Origin of the sequence: Cytobacillus sp. T106, from assembly GCF_040492155.1 — a bacterium.
GTDB classification, from domain to species: Bacteria; Bacillota; Bacilli; order Bacillales; family Cytobacillaceae; genus Bacillus_AB; species Bacillus_AB infantis.
The window spans coordinates 143,478-159,841 of sequence record NZ_JBEUMK010000002.1 but is presented as its reverse complement, the minus strand read 5'-3'; the positions used below and the strand labels follow the sequence as shown (position 1 = coordinate 159,841).

The 16,364-nt window shown below is 50.5% G+C and carries 14 protein-coding genes; 6 read left to right on the top strand and 8 right to left on the bottom strand.

Translation table 11 applies throughout. From position 1 onward, the window contains the following. Both ABU165_RS05235 and ABU165_RS05230 read right to left on the bottom strand, forming a co-directional pair. Nucleotides 1-1,557 carry a PTS transporter subunit EIIC gene (locus ABU165_RS05235; protein ID WP_129613202.1) on the bottom strand — a complete coding sequence of 519 codons (1,557 nt, stop codon included), beginning with the start codon at nt 1,555-1,557 and terminating at the stop codon, nt 1-3. A 316-nt stretch (nt 1,558-1,873) separates the two neighbouring features. After that, the gene (locus ABU165_RS05230; RefSeq protein ID WP_094767969.1) at nt 1,874-2,674 is read right to left on the bottom strand and encodes a MurR/RpiR family transcriptional regulator; all 801 of its coding nucleotides are present in this window, start codon (nt 2,672-2,674) and stop codon (nt 1,874-1,876) included. Nucleotides 2,675-2,973: 299 nt separating this feature from the next. Between ABU165_RS05230 and ABU165_RS05225 the strand changes: the two genes are divergently transcribed. Together ABU165_RS05225 and ABU165_RS05220 are read left to right on the top strand one after the other, a co-directional pair. Further along, entirely contained in the window at nt 2,974-4,299 is a 1,326-nt protein-coding gene (locus tag ABU165_RS05225; protein WP_396349957.1) for an MFS transporter, read from the top strand. Between the two features lie 58 nt (nt 4,300-4,357). Beyond that, a complete protein-coding gene (locus tag ABU165_RS05220; RefSeq protein ID WP_148949922.1) occupies nt 4,358-5,347 on the top strand; it encodes an ornithine cyclodeaminase family protein in 990 nt (329 codons plus the stop codon). 17 nt (nt 5,348-5,364) lie between these two features. On the opposite strand, the gene ABU165_RS05215 is transcribed toward ABU165_RS05220, so the two are convergent. The 5 genes from ABU165_RS05215 to ABU165_RS05195 are packed head-to-tail and all read right to left on the bottom strand — an operon-like array spanning nt 5,365 to nt 10,636. Beyond that, nucleotides 5,365-5,865, bottom strand: a complete 501-nt coding sequence (locus tag ABU165_RS05215; RefSeq protein WP_318059712.1) for a (2Fe-2S)-binding protein — start codon at nt 5,863-5,865, stop codon at nt 5,365-5,367. Next, entirely contained in the window at nt 5,862-6,701 is an 840-nt protein-coding gene (locus ABU165_RS05210; RefSeq protein ID WP_318059711.1) for an FAD binding domain-containing protein, read from the bottom strand. The genes ABU165_RS05215 and ABU165_RS05210 overlap by 4 nt, the downstream gene beginning before the upstream one ends. Then, nucleotides 6,698-9,019 (bottom strand): xanthine dehydrogenase family protein molybdopterin-binding subunit, encoded by a 2,322-nt coding sequence (locus ABU165_RS05205; protein WP_318059710.1) that lies wholly within the window; start codon nt 9,017-9,019, stop codon nt 6,698-6,700. The genes ABU165_RS05210 and ABU165_RS05205 overlap by 4 nt, the downstream gene beginning before the upstream one ends. A gap of 1 nt (nt 9,020) precedes the next feature. Further along, on the bottom strand, nt 9,021-9,635 hold the full coding sequence (locus ABU165_RS05200) for an NTP transferase domain-containing protein (RefSeq protein WP_318059709.1): 615 nt from the start codon (nt 9,633-9,635) through the stop codon (nt 9,021-9,023). After that, nucleotides 9,632-10,636 (bottom strand): XdhC family protein, encoded by a 1,005-nt coding sequence (locus ABU165_RS05195; protein ID WP_318059708.1) that lies wholly within the window; start codon nt 10,634-10,636, stop codon nt 9,632-9,634. Before ABU165_RS05195 ends, ABU165_RS05200 begins: the two co-directional genes overlap by 4 nt. A gap of 320 nt (nt 10,637-10,956) precedes the next feature. Between ABU165_RS05195 and ABU165_RS05190 the strand changes: the two genes are divergently transcribed. From ABU165_RS05190 to ABU165_RS05175, 4 genes are all read left to right on the top strand, one after another. Further along, on the top strand, nt 10,957-11,646 hold the full coding sequence (locus ABU165_RS05190; protein ID WP_094767962.1) for a response regulator transcription factor: 690 nt from the start codon (nt 10,957-10,959) through the stop codon (nt 11,644-11,646). Then, nucleotides 11,643-12,647: a sensor histidine kinase gene (locus tag ABU165_RS05185; protein WP_318059707.1), complete on the top strand. Its 1,005-nt coding sequence runs from the start codon at nt 11,643-11,645 to the stop codon at nt 12,645-12,647. Before ABU165_RS05190 ends, ABU165_RS05185 begins: the two co-directional genes overlap by 4 nt. Nucleotides 12,648-12,748: 101 nt before the next feature. After that, complete coding sequence (locus ABU165_RS05180; RefSeq protein WP_318059706.1) at nt 12,749-13,510, top strand: ABC transporter ATP-binding protein; 762 nt, start codon at nt 12,749-12,751, stop codon at nt 13,508-13,510. Next, nucleotides 13,500-15,446, top strand: a complete 1,947-nt coding sequence (locus ABU165_RS05175; RefSeq protein WP_318059705.1) for an ABC transporter permease — start codon at nt 13,500-13,502, stop codon at nt 15,444-15,446. Before ABU165_RS05180 ends, ABU165_RS05175 begins: the two co-directional genes overlap by 11 nt. Before the next feature lie 60 nt (nt 15,447-15,506). Here ABU165_RS05175 and ABU165_RS05170 read toward each other — a convergent pair whose 3' ends face one another. Further along, complete coding sequence (locus ABU165_RS05170; RefSeq protein ID WP_148949926.1) at nt 15,507-16,115, bottom strand: LysE/ArgO family amino acid transporter; 609 nt, start codon at nt 16,113-16,115, stop codon at nt 15,507-15,509. Nucleotides 16,116-16,364: the final 249 nt, after the last annotated feature.

Below are 16,364 nucleotides of genomic sequence, written 5' to 3'. Positions count from 1 at the left end.
TTAAATTCCCCCTAAGTTTTGATCAACAGATTCTCGGACCGTTTTTACATTTAATCCGTACACAACCTGAACGTTATTCCCTGACTTTATGACACCTTTTGAACCTGTTTCCTTCAGCAGGCCTTCATCCACCTTGCCGGGGTCCTTCAGGACAAGTCTTAGACGTGTATAGCAGTTATCAACATTTTCAATATTTTCTGTGCCGCCCAAAGCCGCGATGATCGTTTCACCCATCGCAGATGCATTTCCAGCTGCTGCTTCTCTTTTAGCGTGCACAGGCTGTCCTTCTGCTGCAGTGTCTTCCTCGCGTCCCGGTGTCTTCAGATCCAGCTTTACAATCAGGAAGCGGAAGATGACAAAGTAAGCAGCGAACATGATCAGTCCGACCAGGATAAACATCGGCCAGTTCGATTTTTCTGTGCCAAGAGGCAGGTTGTAAAGCAGGAAGTCAATAACGCCATTGGCACCGATTGCATGGACATCAAATATATGCAAGAGCATGATCCCTACTCCAGCCAGGACGGCATGGATGGCAAACAGGATCGGAGCCGTAAATAAGAATGCAAATTCAATCGGTTCGGTAACACCCAAAAGGAAGGAAGTGAATGCAGCCGGCACAAGGATTGCCTTCGCAACCGCTCTCTTCTTCTTGTCGGCAGCCATGTACATGGCCAGGGCAGCCCCCATCAGGCCGAACATTTTGCTCAAGCCGCGGGCATCCCAGTTAACGGTATCGCTAAGCACCTTTACAGATGAATCAGCCATTTCAGCAAAGTAGATATTCCTTGCACCATGGACAATTTCCCCGGCAATTGACTGTGTGCCGCCAAGCTCTGTATACAGGAATGGAGTGTAGACGAGGTGGTGGAGTCCAGTCGGGATTAGAATCCTTTCCAGGAAGCCGTAGATCAGGAAGCCGAATGCCCCCATGCTCTTGATGCCGTTGGCCAAATTGGTGATTCCATTCTGGACAATCGGCCAGAATTCTGCTGCAAAGGCACCAAGGAGCATCGCAGTCGGGATGGCCAGTATGGCCACAAAGCGGTGTCCGGAATAGATGGACATCACACCCTTGAATTCTGTGCTGGAATATTTATTATGCAGGACACCTACCAGGGCTCCGATGAGGATTCCTGAGAATACCCCCATCTCCAGCACCTGAACGTTCAGCACCATCCCTTGTCCGGCCATTTGCATTTCCTCAGCCGGCACCAGGCGGTCAGATAGCTTCAGCACCTGATTCATAGCGTTGATGAATATAACGAAAGTGACAAGACCGGTTAAGGCCGCATAGCCTTTATCCTTTTTTGCCAGCCCGATTGGAATCCCGACCGCAAAAATCAGCGCCAGGTTCTGCAGGATCGAAACAGCGGAAGAAGAAATGAACTTTCCGATGTTCTGGATCACCGGGTGGTCGAGGAACGGAATATATTGTGCGAGATTTCCGTTTCCAAACACGTTCCCGAACGCAATATATAGGCCAATGATTGGCAGTATTAAAATAGGAGCAAACATGGATTTACCAAAAAGCTGAAGACCATTTACAACCTTTTTCATATGCAACTTCCTTTCCATCGATCAAAAGCTGTCGTTTACAATTCAAAGTATAAGCATGGGCCAAATTTATGAAAAGGCTTTCTCGGGATTCTGTACTATGTGAACAAAAAACGTAACATGTTACATGTTGCGTTCAGGGGATGTTCGGGGTGAAGGCCTGGTCTTGTAAGGGGAAATAGGGAAGTCCGTTTCTTATCAGGCGCGGTCTTTACGATACTTGAAATTGGCATATTATCTCGTATTCCAATGTGGACTTCCCTGTAAAAGAATCTATCAGCATTTGCAGTTCATTCGGTGCCCCCTGCTTCGCTTTTCCTCAATACTCCTTGATGATTCCCTTTTTAATCGCCAGAATGAGGATAATATCAATCATCATGAACATATTGGATTCATAGGAGGTTACCTGAAACTCCTGCTGGGATTCGATCGTCGGGTCAAGGACGGAAAAGACGATATCTGCAAGATTGGCAGTTGTGCTGCGGCTGTTGCCTGTAAAAAGGACGGTCCTGATTCCTTTATCCTTGGCAATCTTCATTTTTTCTATGACCTTGCCAGTCTCGCCTGAACGGGAAAAGACAATCATGACGTCATACTTTTGGATATTGTTGAAAAAGATGGCCCGGCTGTCGCTTGTGGAGGCATTGGATACATAATAGCCAAACAGCTCCAGCTTTTTTGAAAGATAATTGGAAAACAGGGTAGAAAAGCCCGCCCCATAAAAATAAATCTTGCTGCTTTTCTCTATTTCAGCCAGGAATGCCTGGATGCTTTTCTCATCAAGAGCTTCAAAGCTGGAATTAAAATTGCGGACGAATTCCTGCCTTGATTCCTCCAGGGGCGAATGGATCTCAACAACCGACCCGTGGTCGGAATCATGCGCATTCTTGATCTTTAGCCCTAAATTAAAAATAAACTCGCTATAGCCGCTGAAGCCAAGCTTCTTGCAGAGCCTCATGATGGAGGTGGTTGAAACATACAGTTCATCAGCCGCGTTTCGGATGCTCAAAGGCTTGTCCTCAAATTTCCTTTTTATCAGAAAGGAAAGGATGTCCATCTCCGACTGGCTCAAATCACGGTCACTGGCATAATCGAAAAAGATCTTCTCTGATTTCTCCATTCTCACTCTTCCCTCTTGTTGGTTTTCGCACTGTATCTTTGCTTTTATTATCTCACAAAAACAGTTCAGTTATGGCAGTCAGGGTCTGTATTGCTGATATCTGAGTCATCGGCCTTGATAATTACTTTTCAGAAAATTTATAATTAATTATCTTTTACTCTTGTTTCCGGAAGGCTTAGATTATATCCTAGTCTGTATAGCATTTTGCCATGGCTGGTTTTTGTCCTTTTTTTCCCTATACATATTGCAGGGCCGGATTCAGGGGAAGTGCTTGAAGTGAAATCCATTTAGAAGGAGAGATGCCCGTGGATAAGAAAGTGGCGAATAAGGTATTGATTGCAAGTTTGATAGGCAGTTCGATTGAGTGGTTTGATTATTTCCTGTACGGGACGGTGGCGGCGCTTGTTTTTAATCAGGTGATCTTCCACAGTGAAGATCCGGCGGTCGGCCTGCTGCTGGCGTATGCTTCATTTGCGCTGGCATTCTTCATTCGTCCGCTGGGCGGTGTGATTTTTGCCCATATCGGCGACAGGATCGGCAGGAAGAAAACGCTTGTCCTGACATTGTCGCTGATGGGGGGATCAACCGTTTTAATGGGGCTTTTGCCTACTTATGCTTCCATCGGGGTGGCAGCGCCAATCCTTTTGATTATCCTTCGCCTGATCCAGGGCATCGGGCTTGGCGGCGAGTGGGGCGGAGCGCTCCTGCTTGCAGTGGAGTATGCGCCTAAAGAGAAGCGCGGCCTGTTCGGCAGCGTCCCGCAGATGGGCGTGACGATCGGAATGCTGCTCGGCACACTGGCATTATCCATCATGTCGCTGCTCCCGGAAGCGGCCTTCATGTCATGGGGCTGGCGCGTCCCTTTCATCCTTAGCGCCCTGCTCGTTATTTTCGGGCTGTGGATCCGCAAAGGGATCGATGAGACACCTTCTTTTAAGAAAGCCCAGGAAAAGGGTGAAATCGCAAAGGTTCCGTTCGTCGAAACACTGCGCACCCATTGGAAGGAAGTGCTGATTGCGGTTGGCGCCAAGGTAGTCGAAACCGCACCCTTTTATATTTTTTCAACCTTCATTGTTTCCTATGCGACCACCCAGCTCGGCTTTTCCAGGACAGTGACGCTCAACGCGGTCACCATTGCCACGATTGTCACAACCATCCTGATTCCGATCATGGGCGGCCTTTCTGATAAGATTGGCCGAAAGAAGCTGTATGTCGGAGGCACAATCTTAATGATGCTCTATGCTTTCCCTTATTTCTGGATGCTTCAGCAGGGATCTTCCCTGATGCTGATCGTTGCGACAGTCCTCGGCCTCGGTATCATTTGGGCCCCTATAACGGCTGTGCTCGGGACTATGTTCTCTGAGATTTTTAAATCGAATGTCCGCTATACCGGCATTTCCCTGGGCTACCAGATCGGGGCTGCCCTTGCCGGGGGAACCGCGCCGCTGATTGCGACCGCCCTGCTCCAGGCATATGACAACTCCTATGTCCCGGTTGCCCTTTATATTATGCTGACTGCTGCCATCTCTCTGGTTGCCGTGGCAAGCATCAAGGACCGGAACAACCAGGACTTGGACACCAGCACAGTGATCTCAGAAACCCCAAAGACAAACGCTACGCTTTAAAAAATGAAAAAGGAATTGCTGCGGCAGTTCCTTTTTTTCAGAAAGAGAGGAATTATGAATGCTTATTTTATCCGAAAAAGACATACGATCCTTTTATTCTATGAAAAATGCCCTCCAGGATATGAGGGAAGGCCTGATCCGGCAAACAGAAGCTGAAATCCTCAATCCGCACCGGACAGTCCTCGATATCCCCGAGCATGAAGCATCTGCCCTTTATATGCCGTGCGCCATGCCATCGGCTGGAAAATCCGTTGTCAAAGCTGTTACCATTTTCCCGCACAACCCTTCCATCGGCAAGAAAACGACCCAGGGGGTGATTTTATTAAGTGATGCCAGGAATGGCGATCACCTTGCCCTTTTGAACGCCTCCTATCTGACAAGCCTGCGGACCGGGGCGATCAGCGGGGTGGCAACTGCGCATCTGGCGCGGGAGGATGCCCGGACTGTTGCTGTCATCGGCTGCGGGGCAATGGCAGAGGAACAGCTGCAGGCCGTCCTTGAAGTCAGGGAGATTTCCAGTGTTATCCTTTATAACCGCACGACAGATAAGGCCCATCGGTTTGCCGGGAAAATTAAAGATCTCTGCCCGGACTTTGACGGGACAATCACAATCTCCGGCGATGCTGACAGTGCCGCTGCCGAAGCGGATATCATTATCTGCGCCACCCGCTCTTCCACTCCTGTTTTTTCAGAGGAAGCGCTCAAACCCGGCACCCATATCAACGGTGTCGGCTCTTATCAGCCTCATATGCAGGAAGTCGGAGAGGAGACGCTGCTGAAATGCTCTAAAATTGTGGCTGATACGATTGAGGGCGTAAAAGAAGAGGCTGGCGATTTGATCATTCCGGCAAATTCGGGGACCTGGAGCTTTGATCAGCTGCACGGTGAACTCGGGGAGCTCGCAGCAGGGCAGATTTCCGGCAGGGAAAATGACCAGGAAATCACCTTTTTCAAATCGGTTGGCACAGCCTATTTCGACCTGGCCATTGCCAGTGCTGTCTATCAGAAAGCACTCGAACTCGGAGCAGGTACCGAGGTGGAAATATAGCAAAGAGAGGGACAGGCTTACTGTCCCTCTTTCGGCTGAGCCACGGGGTCTGTCCCCTTGGCTCCCTGCCGCAGCACCGAGTGGATGGCCTGCTGGATTTCTTTGTATCCGGTGCATCTGCAGATATTGGATTGGAGCCATTCTGTTATGGTTTCTTCGTCTGCATGCGGGTCTGTCCGGGCGAGGGCGTGGGCATTCATGATGAAGCCTGATGTGCAATAGCCGCATTGGAATGCGAAGTGTTCGACGAATGCTTTCTGGATCGGGGCATTCTTCATCCCCTCAATTGTCTGGATTCTTTTACCCTCTCCTTCAACCGCCAGCATCAGGCAGGATTTGATCGGGATATCATCAGCCAGTATGGTGCATGCCCCGCAGTCGCCGTTCAGGCAGCCCGGCTTTGAACCAGTCAGGCCCAGGCGCACCCGCAGCACATATAATAGAGTGTCTGCAGGCCTCGCGGTCAGCTCCATTTCCTCTCCGTTCACAATAAGCATCAGCCGCTTAGAGCTGGTCATTGCCTCTCACCCTCTAACTGTTGAATGCAATCGGTTATGGTGTTCCTTAATACAAATAATCTGTACTCTTTCGACCCCTCTACATCATCCAGGACGGGCTGCGGCAGATAGGCGAGAGCTCTTTCAGCCCGTTCGGCGGCTGTCAGCGCCCTGTCATTCAGTATCATTTCCACTTCCCGGGAACGGAACGGGAAAGGACAGACACCGCTGAAGGCCATCCGGATTTCTCCTTCCTTCAGAAGTGCGGCTGCCGTTACGAGCGGGTAGCCTGTGTCCCACTGTTTTCTCCTTTTGATGCTCACGTACGGCAGATCCCTGTACTTTTTTTCAACCAGTATGGAAAAGAGGAATTCTCCTTCTTTAAGCCTGATTTCCTGGTCAAACACCTGATGGATTGGTTGGAAAGCAAACCCCTCACTCCCGGCGATCCCGAGCAGGCAGTCTGAGAGCAGCAGCGGCAGGACGGCTTCCCGGTAAAAAAACTGGCCGCAGATATTGCCGGCGAGTGTAATTTTATTGCGTGACGTCCTGTCGGCGATTTCGCCTGCCGTCTTTGCAAGCAGCGGGAATAAGCCCGATTCCGCAATGGCTGTCAGGGTTGCCCCTCCCCCAAAAATCAGATAATGCTCATCCTCTCCCAAGCCCTGATATCCTTCAATTCCTTTCAGATCAATGACGGCATTCGTATAAACAAGATTGAGCCTTCCCAATGTAATCAGCTCTGTAAGCCCGGAAAAATAAGAAGGCTTTTTCCCGCTGCTTCTATTTTCATAGTATTGCCTGACTGCCTCCTCAATGGACTGCGGCTTGCTGTATTGGAAGTCAAAAGGAATCATCGCTTTACCCCGCTGACTTTTCTCCACAATGTTTCAGGCAGGAGAGGAAGAGTATCAAGCTGGACACCGATGGCGAGGGATAGGGCATTCCCAAGCGCGGCAGGCATGCCGATGAGTCCGTGCTCGCCGGCTCCTCTGGCTCCATAAGGACCCGCAAGGTGAGGCGTTTCCACAAATTCAGTGATATATTCCGGCTCTTCTCCATAATGGAGCGGGCGGTAGGTTCGAAGCTGCGGATTCAAGATTCTTCCCTCCCGATCAAACACAAAAGATTCCCTGGCAGCAAAAGCGATTCCCATATTCATCGCCCCCATCACCTGGCCAAGGGCCCCTTTTTCATTTAAGACCTTTCCGATATCCATGACCGTATAGGCTTTCAGAATCCTGTATGTCAGGTCCCTTTTATCAAGCTCCACCTCAACCCCCTGGGCGGCCACCGTCCATTCCGGCCCAGGGTCCCCGGCACCTGTTTCAGGGTCAAGATAGGATACGAGAGGTGGTGTGTAATACCCGGCAGCAATGATCTGGCCCCCTATCGTATGGCCATTCGGATATGTGTAGCCATAGGCCAGCTCCCTTATGTCCAGCCCAATATGGGGACGGTCCGTTATGAATACTCTTCCGCCGGCAGTCTCAAGATCAACTGAAGGAACCTGCAATACGCAGGATGCCAGGTCCTTCAATTGCCTGATGGCATCATCCGCGGCTGCCAGGACTGCCTTGCCTGCCATATGGACTCCCTGGCTCCCGACCGTTTTCCAATGCTCAGGCACGGTCTGGGTATCAACAGCCATTTTTACATGAATCTGATCGACATTCATTTTCAGCCGGTCAGCCAGCATCTGGGCAAGCACGGTTTTCGTCCCGGTCCCGATCTCCACCACGCCTGACATCAGGTTGATGCTCCCATCCGGATTGAAAGTCAGGATCACTCCTGAAGTGGCATCCGTATCAAAGGTCGATGTTTTCCACACACAGCAGACGCCTTTTGCGCGGATGGTCCTGTCTCCCGTTTCAGACAGCTGCCCTTCATCCCATTTCATCAAGTACTTTAACCGTTCGATGCACAGAGGCAGATTCCCGATCCGGCTCGGGCTGAGGACTACCTGTGTCGGTGTGGCATCGCCTGCCTTGATGCTATTTTTCAAGCGCAGCTCCAGCGGGTCCATGGCCAGTTTTTCAGCCAGCACATCCATTGTCCGTTCAAAGGCGAAGTGGACCTCGCTGTGGCTGTAGCCCCTGTAAGCGCCAGGATACGGATGATTGGTATAGATGCAGTAGGAGTTGCAGTAGATGTGATTGATCTTGTACGGCCCGGTGCAGTCGACCACAGCTGCGCGTGTGATATCAACCGATTTATCGGAATAGGCGCCGCCGTCAAAGAAGAATTCGATTTCAGCCGCTTTGAGGATGCCGTCCCTTGTGGCCCCGATCCTTACGGTTGCTTCAAGCCCAATATGGACCGGAGAGGTGATCATATCCTCTTCTCTTGTATTGAGCAGTTTGACGGGCCTGCCGCCGACTGCAAGGGAAGCCAGATAGGCGATGACCTCCAGCTGCACCGAGGCTTTCCCCCCGTATGCCCCGCCTACAAGCGGTGTGTGGACGATCACTCTTCCGGCAGGGATGCCGAAATACCATTCCATCAGTTTTTTTATCGCAAAAGGAGCCTGGCTGGAGGCTGTGAAAATCACCTCGCCATCTCCACGGATTTCAGCTGTGGCACAGCGGGTCTCCATGGCCGCATGGTCAGAGGGCGGGAAGGAGATTGAAAACTCTGCCTCCACTTCGCTCTCCCTGAAGCCCTGCTCAATATTTCCTTTGCGGATTTTGTCCATGGTGGCGATATTGGTGCCTGGCACCGGATAGACCCGCTCCCTTTTCTCATAGCTTCCTAGGTTCTCATGGACGAGCGGGGCATCGCTTCTAAGGGCTTCCCTTGGTGAGTGGACGGCAGGAAGCGGCCTGTACTCAGCCTTGATCGCGTCCACCCCCTTTTTTGCGTTCAGCGGTGTATCTGCCACAACGACCGCTACAGGCTCCCCATGGTATCTCACCCTTTTATAGGCGATCGGCGGCCTGTCTTTGATTTCTTCCCCGGCAAGCGGAAAGGGTTCATCGCCTAATACTGCTTTTACACCAGGAATCTTCTTTGCTTCCGAGAAGTCGATGGAGACGATATCGGCATGGGCATGCGGACTGATGAGCATCTTGGCATGCAGCGTCCCTGTCTGCTGATAATCATTGGTATACTTCGCTTTGCCGGTCACTTTATCATAGGCTTCCTTGCGTATGACACTTTTTCCGATATAGTCCAACTCACTCCCCCCTCAGCTCTTTCAGTACTTCGTAATCCTCCGGTGTGTCGACATCATAGAAAAGCAGCGGCTTTTGGAAATCGATGATTTTCCCCTGCTGAAAAAGTTCCCCCCGGATGATGGACCGTGCCCCCTGATCTCCTTTTAGTGCTTGCAGAAGAGGAAAACAGGCGCTGGAAAAGAGGACGGGCGGCATCGGGACCTTCTGGCTTGCGGGGGCGACAAACAGGCACTCTTCTTCCTTATAGCAATCTATTAATCTGTTAATCTGTTCAGCTCCAACGAAAGGCTGGTCTGCGAGAAGAATGACTGCCGCATCTGCTTTGCTGCGTACCGCCTCCCGGATGCCGCATGAGATTGAATGGCCCTGGCCCCTGGCCGCTTCCCTGCAGACGGCGCGGCTCCATTTGTGTGAGTAGGGCAGTATTAAAAAAGAAGGCTGAAGCCATTTCAATGAATCTTCCTTTTCAGTGACAATCACAATCTGATCCAGCCTGGAAACCAGTGCTTCCCCTAGGGCGGCTGAACCGAGCGGCATACCATGGTAAGAGAGGAAACGCTTATCCTTCCCCATCCGCCTGCTTCTGCCGGCAGCCAGATAGATGCCGATGATCATGGACGGCTCCTCAATTTCCGGATCATTTCGCCTACAATGCTGACAGCGATCTCCTCGGGGCCCTTCGCTCCGATCGGGAGGCCGGCAGGAGAATGGACTGCCTCCGGGGCAGTTCGGCCGCCCAGGAGGCGTTCTGTCCTTCTGGCGGGACCCAGCACACCTATGTAGGACAGGGGGGCATCCTTCATGCGCGCCAGAATCATCCGGTCCTTCTCGAATTGGTGGGTCATAATGACAGCAAAGTCCCTTTTTGAAAAAATGATTTTATCCAGCACTTCTTCTGCTTTTCCAACAATCCATCCGGCAGCTTCAGGGAAATGTTCAGGAGAGCATAGAGCAGGCCGCCAATCTACTATTAAAACCTTGAATCCGGTTCTTGCTGCCAGGGAAACGAGAGGCCTCGCATCCTCCCCTGCCCCGAAGACATACAGGCGCGGCACTGGAAAGATGGGATGGACGAAAAATAAATCAGGACCTCCCTCCGTTTCATTTAGAAGAATAGGATCCTTTCTATCCACTTCCAGTGTAAATGGAAAATTGCTGCTTCCAAATTTCGTCCCATCTTCCGCTATATACACTTCTCCCTTCAGGTCGAACGAGTCTGTCAGCCGGATGATTCGTACAACAGCCTTGCCTTTATCCAGGTTCTCTTTTAAAAGGAGCAGATGCTGCCTCAATTCCTTTGTAATCGGCTCTAGCAGGATGGTAATCACACCGTTGCATCCTGCCCCCTGCCCCCAGGACAGATCGTCCTCGCTGCTCAGGTCATATTGGACTGCCGAGGATTTCCCTTCTGCATGGACGGCTTTGGCCCTAATCGCCAGATCCTCCTCCAGGCAGCCCGCTGTCAAAGTCCCTATCCCCTCCCCGTTTGCCATCAGAAGCATGGCAGCTCCCTCTTTCTTATAAGATGACCCTTCGACATGTATGATCACAGCAAGCGCTATTGGAAGTTCCCCGGCAGCCGCGGCGGCTTCCAAGATTCGATGCATATCCTCCATGTACTTCCCTCACTTTTTATAGCCTCTTCTATCCATATTCCTGAGGGCCTATCCTTATTTTGAAAGTGCGGTGATTTTCTTCTCATTGGATTGGCGGCTAACTAAATGCATTTCGTTGCTCGGAGTTATAGATATCAAAAGCAAGCGGCCTTTCATGGAATTTAATATCCGGGCTGAGGCACCTCCGGCCCACTCACGAGCCACGGGGTCTGTCCCCCTGGCCTACTTGAGCCAAGGGGACAGGCACCCTGGCCCACTTGCCCATTTTCCATTATTTCCTTACACTTGAGGTAATTGATTAGAAACGTGTGGTGATGGGTGTGTTTAAGATTTTGCTGGTTGAGGATGACCGGTCTCTTTTTCAGGAGATGGAGGAGCGGCTGGGACAGTGGTCGTATGAGGTGCATGGGATTAAGGATTTCAGCCTGGTGATGGAGGAGTTTGCGGAGATTAGGCCCGATTTGGTAGTCATTGATATTCAGCTGCCCCGCTTTGATGGCTTTCATTGGTGCCGGATGATCCGGTCGGGTTCGAATGTGCCGATCATCTTTTTGTCGTCTCGGGACCATCCGACAGATATGGTGATGTCGATGCAGCTGGGTGCAGATGATTTTGTGCAGAAGCCGTTTCATTTTGAGGTGCTCATTGCCAAGATCCAGGCGATCCTGCGCCGCGTTTACAGCTACAGCACGGATGAAGTGAAGCTGAAGACATGGTGCGGTGCTGCAATCGACTTTGAACGGGGAATCGTGGAAAATGAAACCGGGCGAGTGGAGCTGACCAAGAATGAAATGTTCATTCTAAAGCAGCTGGTTGAGCAGAAGAACAAGATTGTGACGCGTGACCAGCTGATTAGCAGCCTGTGGGATGATAAGCGCTTCATCAGCGACAATACCCTGACGGTTAACATCAATCGCCTGCGCAAAAGGCTTGAGGAAATCGGGCTGGGCAGCTTTATTGAAACAAAGGTTGGAATGGGCTATATGGCAGTGGAGGAGCAGAGCACATGATACGCCGTTTTCTGCGGGAGCGGCTTAGCTGGACTCTGTTCTTCCTGTTCGCCCACGCTTTGCTGCTGTTCATCTCATTCGTCGATTCTGCCATTCCCTTCGATAGCATTCTGTACTTTGCGGGACTGTCTTTCATTTCGTTTCTGATATTCCTGGCAGTCCGCTATCAGCGGGAGGCTCGCTTTTATAAAAACCTGGAGGAACGGTTAGGGGACCTGGATCCAGGCAGTCTCCCCGCCTCCTCCAGCCCGTTTGAAAAGGTTGTGGAAGAAGCCATGTATGAGCAGTCCGCCCTTTTGAAAAAAGAGGCCCAGGATCTCCACCTTGCCCTGGAGACAGAAAAGGACCAGATGCTTGCCTGGATCCATGAGGTTAAAACACCTCTGACCGCTTTGCACCTGATGATTGAAAGGATGGAAGACGGACCGCTCAAATCGAACCTTACCTATGAATGGCTCCGAATCCATCTGCTTCTCGACCAGCAGCTTCACCAGAAGCGGATCCCGTTTATTGAGAATGACCTGTACATACAGAAGATTGATCTGGAGGAAGTCATCCACCATGAGCTGCTGACGATGAAAGCCTGGTGCATCCAGAAAGGGATCGGCTTTGATATCAGCCTTGAGGAGACAGAGGTGCTGACAGACGGCAAATGGCTGGCTTTTATCATCAGGCAGATCCTGACGAACAGCATCAAATACAGCGATGCAGGAGACATTAAGATCAAGAGCTGGAAACAGCAGGGGCAGACAAAGCTTGAAATCCGCGATTTTGGACGGGGAATCGACCCAAGGGACCTGCCCCGTATTTTTGATAAAGGCTTTACCTCTACATTCAAGCATGAAGACCATGCTGCTACAGGGATGGGGCTGTATCTCACAAAAAAAGCGGCCGTTCCGCTTCTCATTGAAATAGAGGTGCAATCCGCTCTTAGAGAAGGCACGGCTTTTACCCTTTCCTTTCCAAAGAGAAATGATTTTTCCCAAGTGATCAGCATGTGACAAGATTGTCACATGCTTTTCCTTTTTGTTCGTCTGCTGCAAGGATTTCCATCAGGGTTCTTTTTATAATAAGACTATCAAGATTAGAGGAGGAAGCTTATATGGCGATTCTAGAAGCAATCAAGCTCCATAAAAGCTACGGCACGAAGCTGAACCGGCAGGAGGTGCTGAAGGGCATTGACCTGGCGATTCACGAAGGCGAGTTCGTCGGCATCATGGGGGCCTCCGGCTCGGGAAAAACAACCTTGCTGAATGTATTATCATCGATCGATAAAGCAACCGGCGGAACGATCCGGATTGAAGATAAGGAAATGACAGTCATGAAGGAAAAAAAACTGGCCGAGTTCAGGAAAAACCACCTTGGCTTTATTTTTCAGGATTATAACCTTCTGGACACACTGACGGTAAAGGAAAATATTCTCCTTCCGCTGTCCATTTCGAAGGTAGCAAAAAAGGAGGCGGACCAGCGCTTCCACACCATCGCAGAAGAGCTTGGCATCATGGACCTGAAAGATAAATACCCGAATGAAATCTCCGGCGGACAGAAGCAGCGGACATCGGCAGCACGGGCTTTTATTCATGAGCCCAGCATTATTTTCGCCGACGAGCCGACGGGGGCGCTCGATTCAAAGGCCGCCGCAGATCTTCTGAACAAGCTTGGCGGATTGAATGAAAGCCGCAGGGCGACAATCGTCATGGTTACCCATGATCCCGCCGCGGCGAGCTACTGCAGCCGCGTGATTTTCATCAAAGACGGGCAGATCTACACGCAGCTGAATAAAGGAGAGCAGACAAGGCAGGCTTTCTTCAAGGATATTATGAAGACGCAGGCTGTGCTGGGCGGTGTGCAGGATGAGCGTTAACCAGCTGATTTGGAAGAACCTGAAGAAGAATGTGAAGAATTATTATCTGTATATCTTCGCGCTTATCTTCAGCGCAGCCTTGTATTTTGCGTTTGTCACCCTGCAGTATGACCCGGCGATGGATGAGATTGAGGGCTCCATCAAGGGCGGGGCCGGGATGAAAGCGGCCTCTGTACTTCTTGTGGCCATTGTGGCAGTCTTTCTTGTTTATGCAAACAGCCTGTTTACGAAAAGGCGCAGCCGGGAGATAGGCTTATTCCAGCTGATCGGCATGACAAAAAGCCGGATTTTCCGTATCCTGACCGCAGAGAATTTCATGCTCTACTACGGCTCACTCCTCATCGGCATGATGGCCGGTTTCCTGGTTTCCAAGCTGATGATGATGATTCTGTTCAAAATCACTGGTGTTGATGAGGTGGCTGAGCTCTATTTTTCCAATAAGGCTCTCGTGCAGACCCTTATCATCTTTACGGCCATCTACCTGCTCATTATGCTGGTAAACTATCTGTTCATTAAAGGACAGAGCATCCTGTCGCTCTTCAGGGTCCAGTCATCCGCTGAAGAAAAGATCCGGAAAATGTCTTTTTTTAATATCATCATCGGCATTCTCGGCATCATCCTGATTGCGGCCGGCTATTATGTGTCAGGCATACTGTTCGAAGGAGATTTCACATCGATGCCGGAACTGTTCGGGGCGATGATCTTCATTTTAGGAGCTGTCATTCTCGGGACCTATTTCTTCTATAAAGGCTCAGTCAGCTTCATCATCTATCTGATTCGCAAGAAAAAGGACGGATATTTGAATGTAAAAGAAGTGCTCTCCCTTTCGTCCATCATGTTCCGGATGAAATCGAATGCGCTGCTGCTTACAATCATCACTACGGTTTCCGCCCTGGCGATCGGATTGCTTTCACTCAGCTATATCTCCTATTATTCGGCTGAAAAGATGGCGCGGGATAATGTGCCAAATGATTTTTCCTTCACGGTCGAAGATAGCGCGGTGCGGTTCAGGCAGGTGCTGGATTCAAAAAACATCGATTACAGGGAAAAACGGATTGAAGTAGTTACAGCCTCTATTGATGTCAAAGACATTCAAGGGAAAAAGCTGGAGGAAATGAATTTCGATACCGATAAGATGGACTTGCCGGTCATCAGTGAAAGCTCGGCCGGGAGAAAAGACCTTGATGAAAATGAGGCCATTTTTACAGGCTACAGCGACGTTCTTCAAAGGTTCATGCCCTTGAAGGATTCCGGAAAGGTTAAGCTTCATACCAAGGAAAAAGAAATTCCGCTCAATTACATTGGCCTGGAAAAGGATTATTTGATTCCGCTTTACTATACAAGAGGCGGCCTCCAGACTGCCATTGTAGATGACGCTGTTTTTGAGCAGCTGAAGGCGGAGAAGGATCCCGGACTGCAGGCTGAAAATAATGTATATATCGGCATTGATATAAAAGATCCGGAACGCCTAAATGACGCCAATGAAGCCTTCCATGCGCTCCAGCTAGGCGAAAGCGGAGAGAACGATTCACAGCTTGATGTCATGATCAGCCAAAAGAGCAATATGGGGCTCATCATGTTTATTGTGGGCTTCCTTGGGCTTTCCTTCCTCGTCACATCCGGCTGTATCCTCTATTTCAAGCAGATGGGCGAAAGCGAGGACGAAAAGCCGAACTTCACGATTCTCCGCAAGCTGGGCTTCACAACAGGAGATCTCATGAAGGGCCTTCAGGCCAAGCAGCTGTTCAGCTTCGGGATCCCGCTTGCGATCGGCCTTGTACACAGCTACTTCGCCGTCCAATCCGGCTGGTTCATGTTCGGAGCCGAAGTATGGACACCCATGATCAGCGTCATGATCCTATACACCATCCTCTACTCCATCTTTGGCATACTATCTGTCCTGTACTCCAAAAAAGTCGTGAAGGATGCGCTATAAGCGAGCCAGGGGGTCTGTCCCCTTGGCTTAAAAGAGAGCCAGGGGGACAGACCCCCTGGCTCAAATCAATTGCCCGACCATGTAGATTGCCATGGCCCAGATGATGAGGGCCGAGATTTTGTTCATCAAGCCAAGGACTTTGCCGTTTTTGTCGATTTGGCCGAGCTTCCTGCCTCCGAAAGCCAGGCCCAGGAACCAGATCCAGGAGACGCCGATGCATCCGGCGGAGAACAGCACTTTCTCATAGCCTTCATATGCCAGGGAGCTTGTACCAATCACACCAATCGTGTCCATAATGGCATGAGGATTCAGCAAGGAGACAGAAGCGGCGAAGGCAATCTGGCGCTTTGCCGTGAAGCTGCCCTGCCCTTCTCCTGCTGCGGGCTCCGGCCTGCTTTTCCACATCTGCCAGCCCATATAAGCAAGAAAGACGGCTCCTGCTGCAAACAGCAGCATCCGCAGCCAGTCAAAGCTTAAAACAACAATAGACACCCCCGCAACCGCGAGCGAAATCAAAATGGTATCGCATATCCCCGCCGTCACCACTGCCGGCAGCGCACCGGTAAACCTTTTATGCAGAGCACCCTGATTAAAGATAAACACATTCTGAACGCCAAGCGGCAGAATCAGGCCGAAGGCGAGTATGATTCCGTGAAGCAATACTTCCACTTCCCATTACCCCCTATCCTTTAATAGAATAGCGGAGGAAAGCGATTCTGTCTTCAGAAAATTGTCCGGTCTGCCCTTTAAGAATCAGCTGCCTCGCTTCCGTGCCAAGGGACCTGACCCCCCGGCCCAAATTATCAACTTTAATAAGGTAAATATGATTAATTGAAAATCGCCTGCTGTCCGGGACAAAAGAAATTAAATTAGTCCCAATCAGGATCCCACTAGGGAGGAAGCTATTTTAAAACAGAT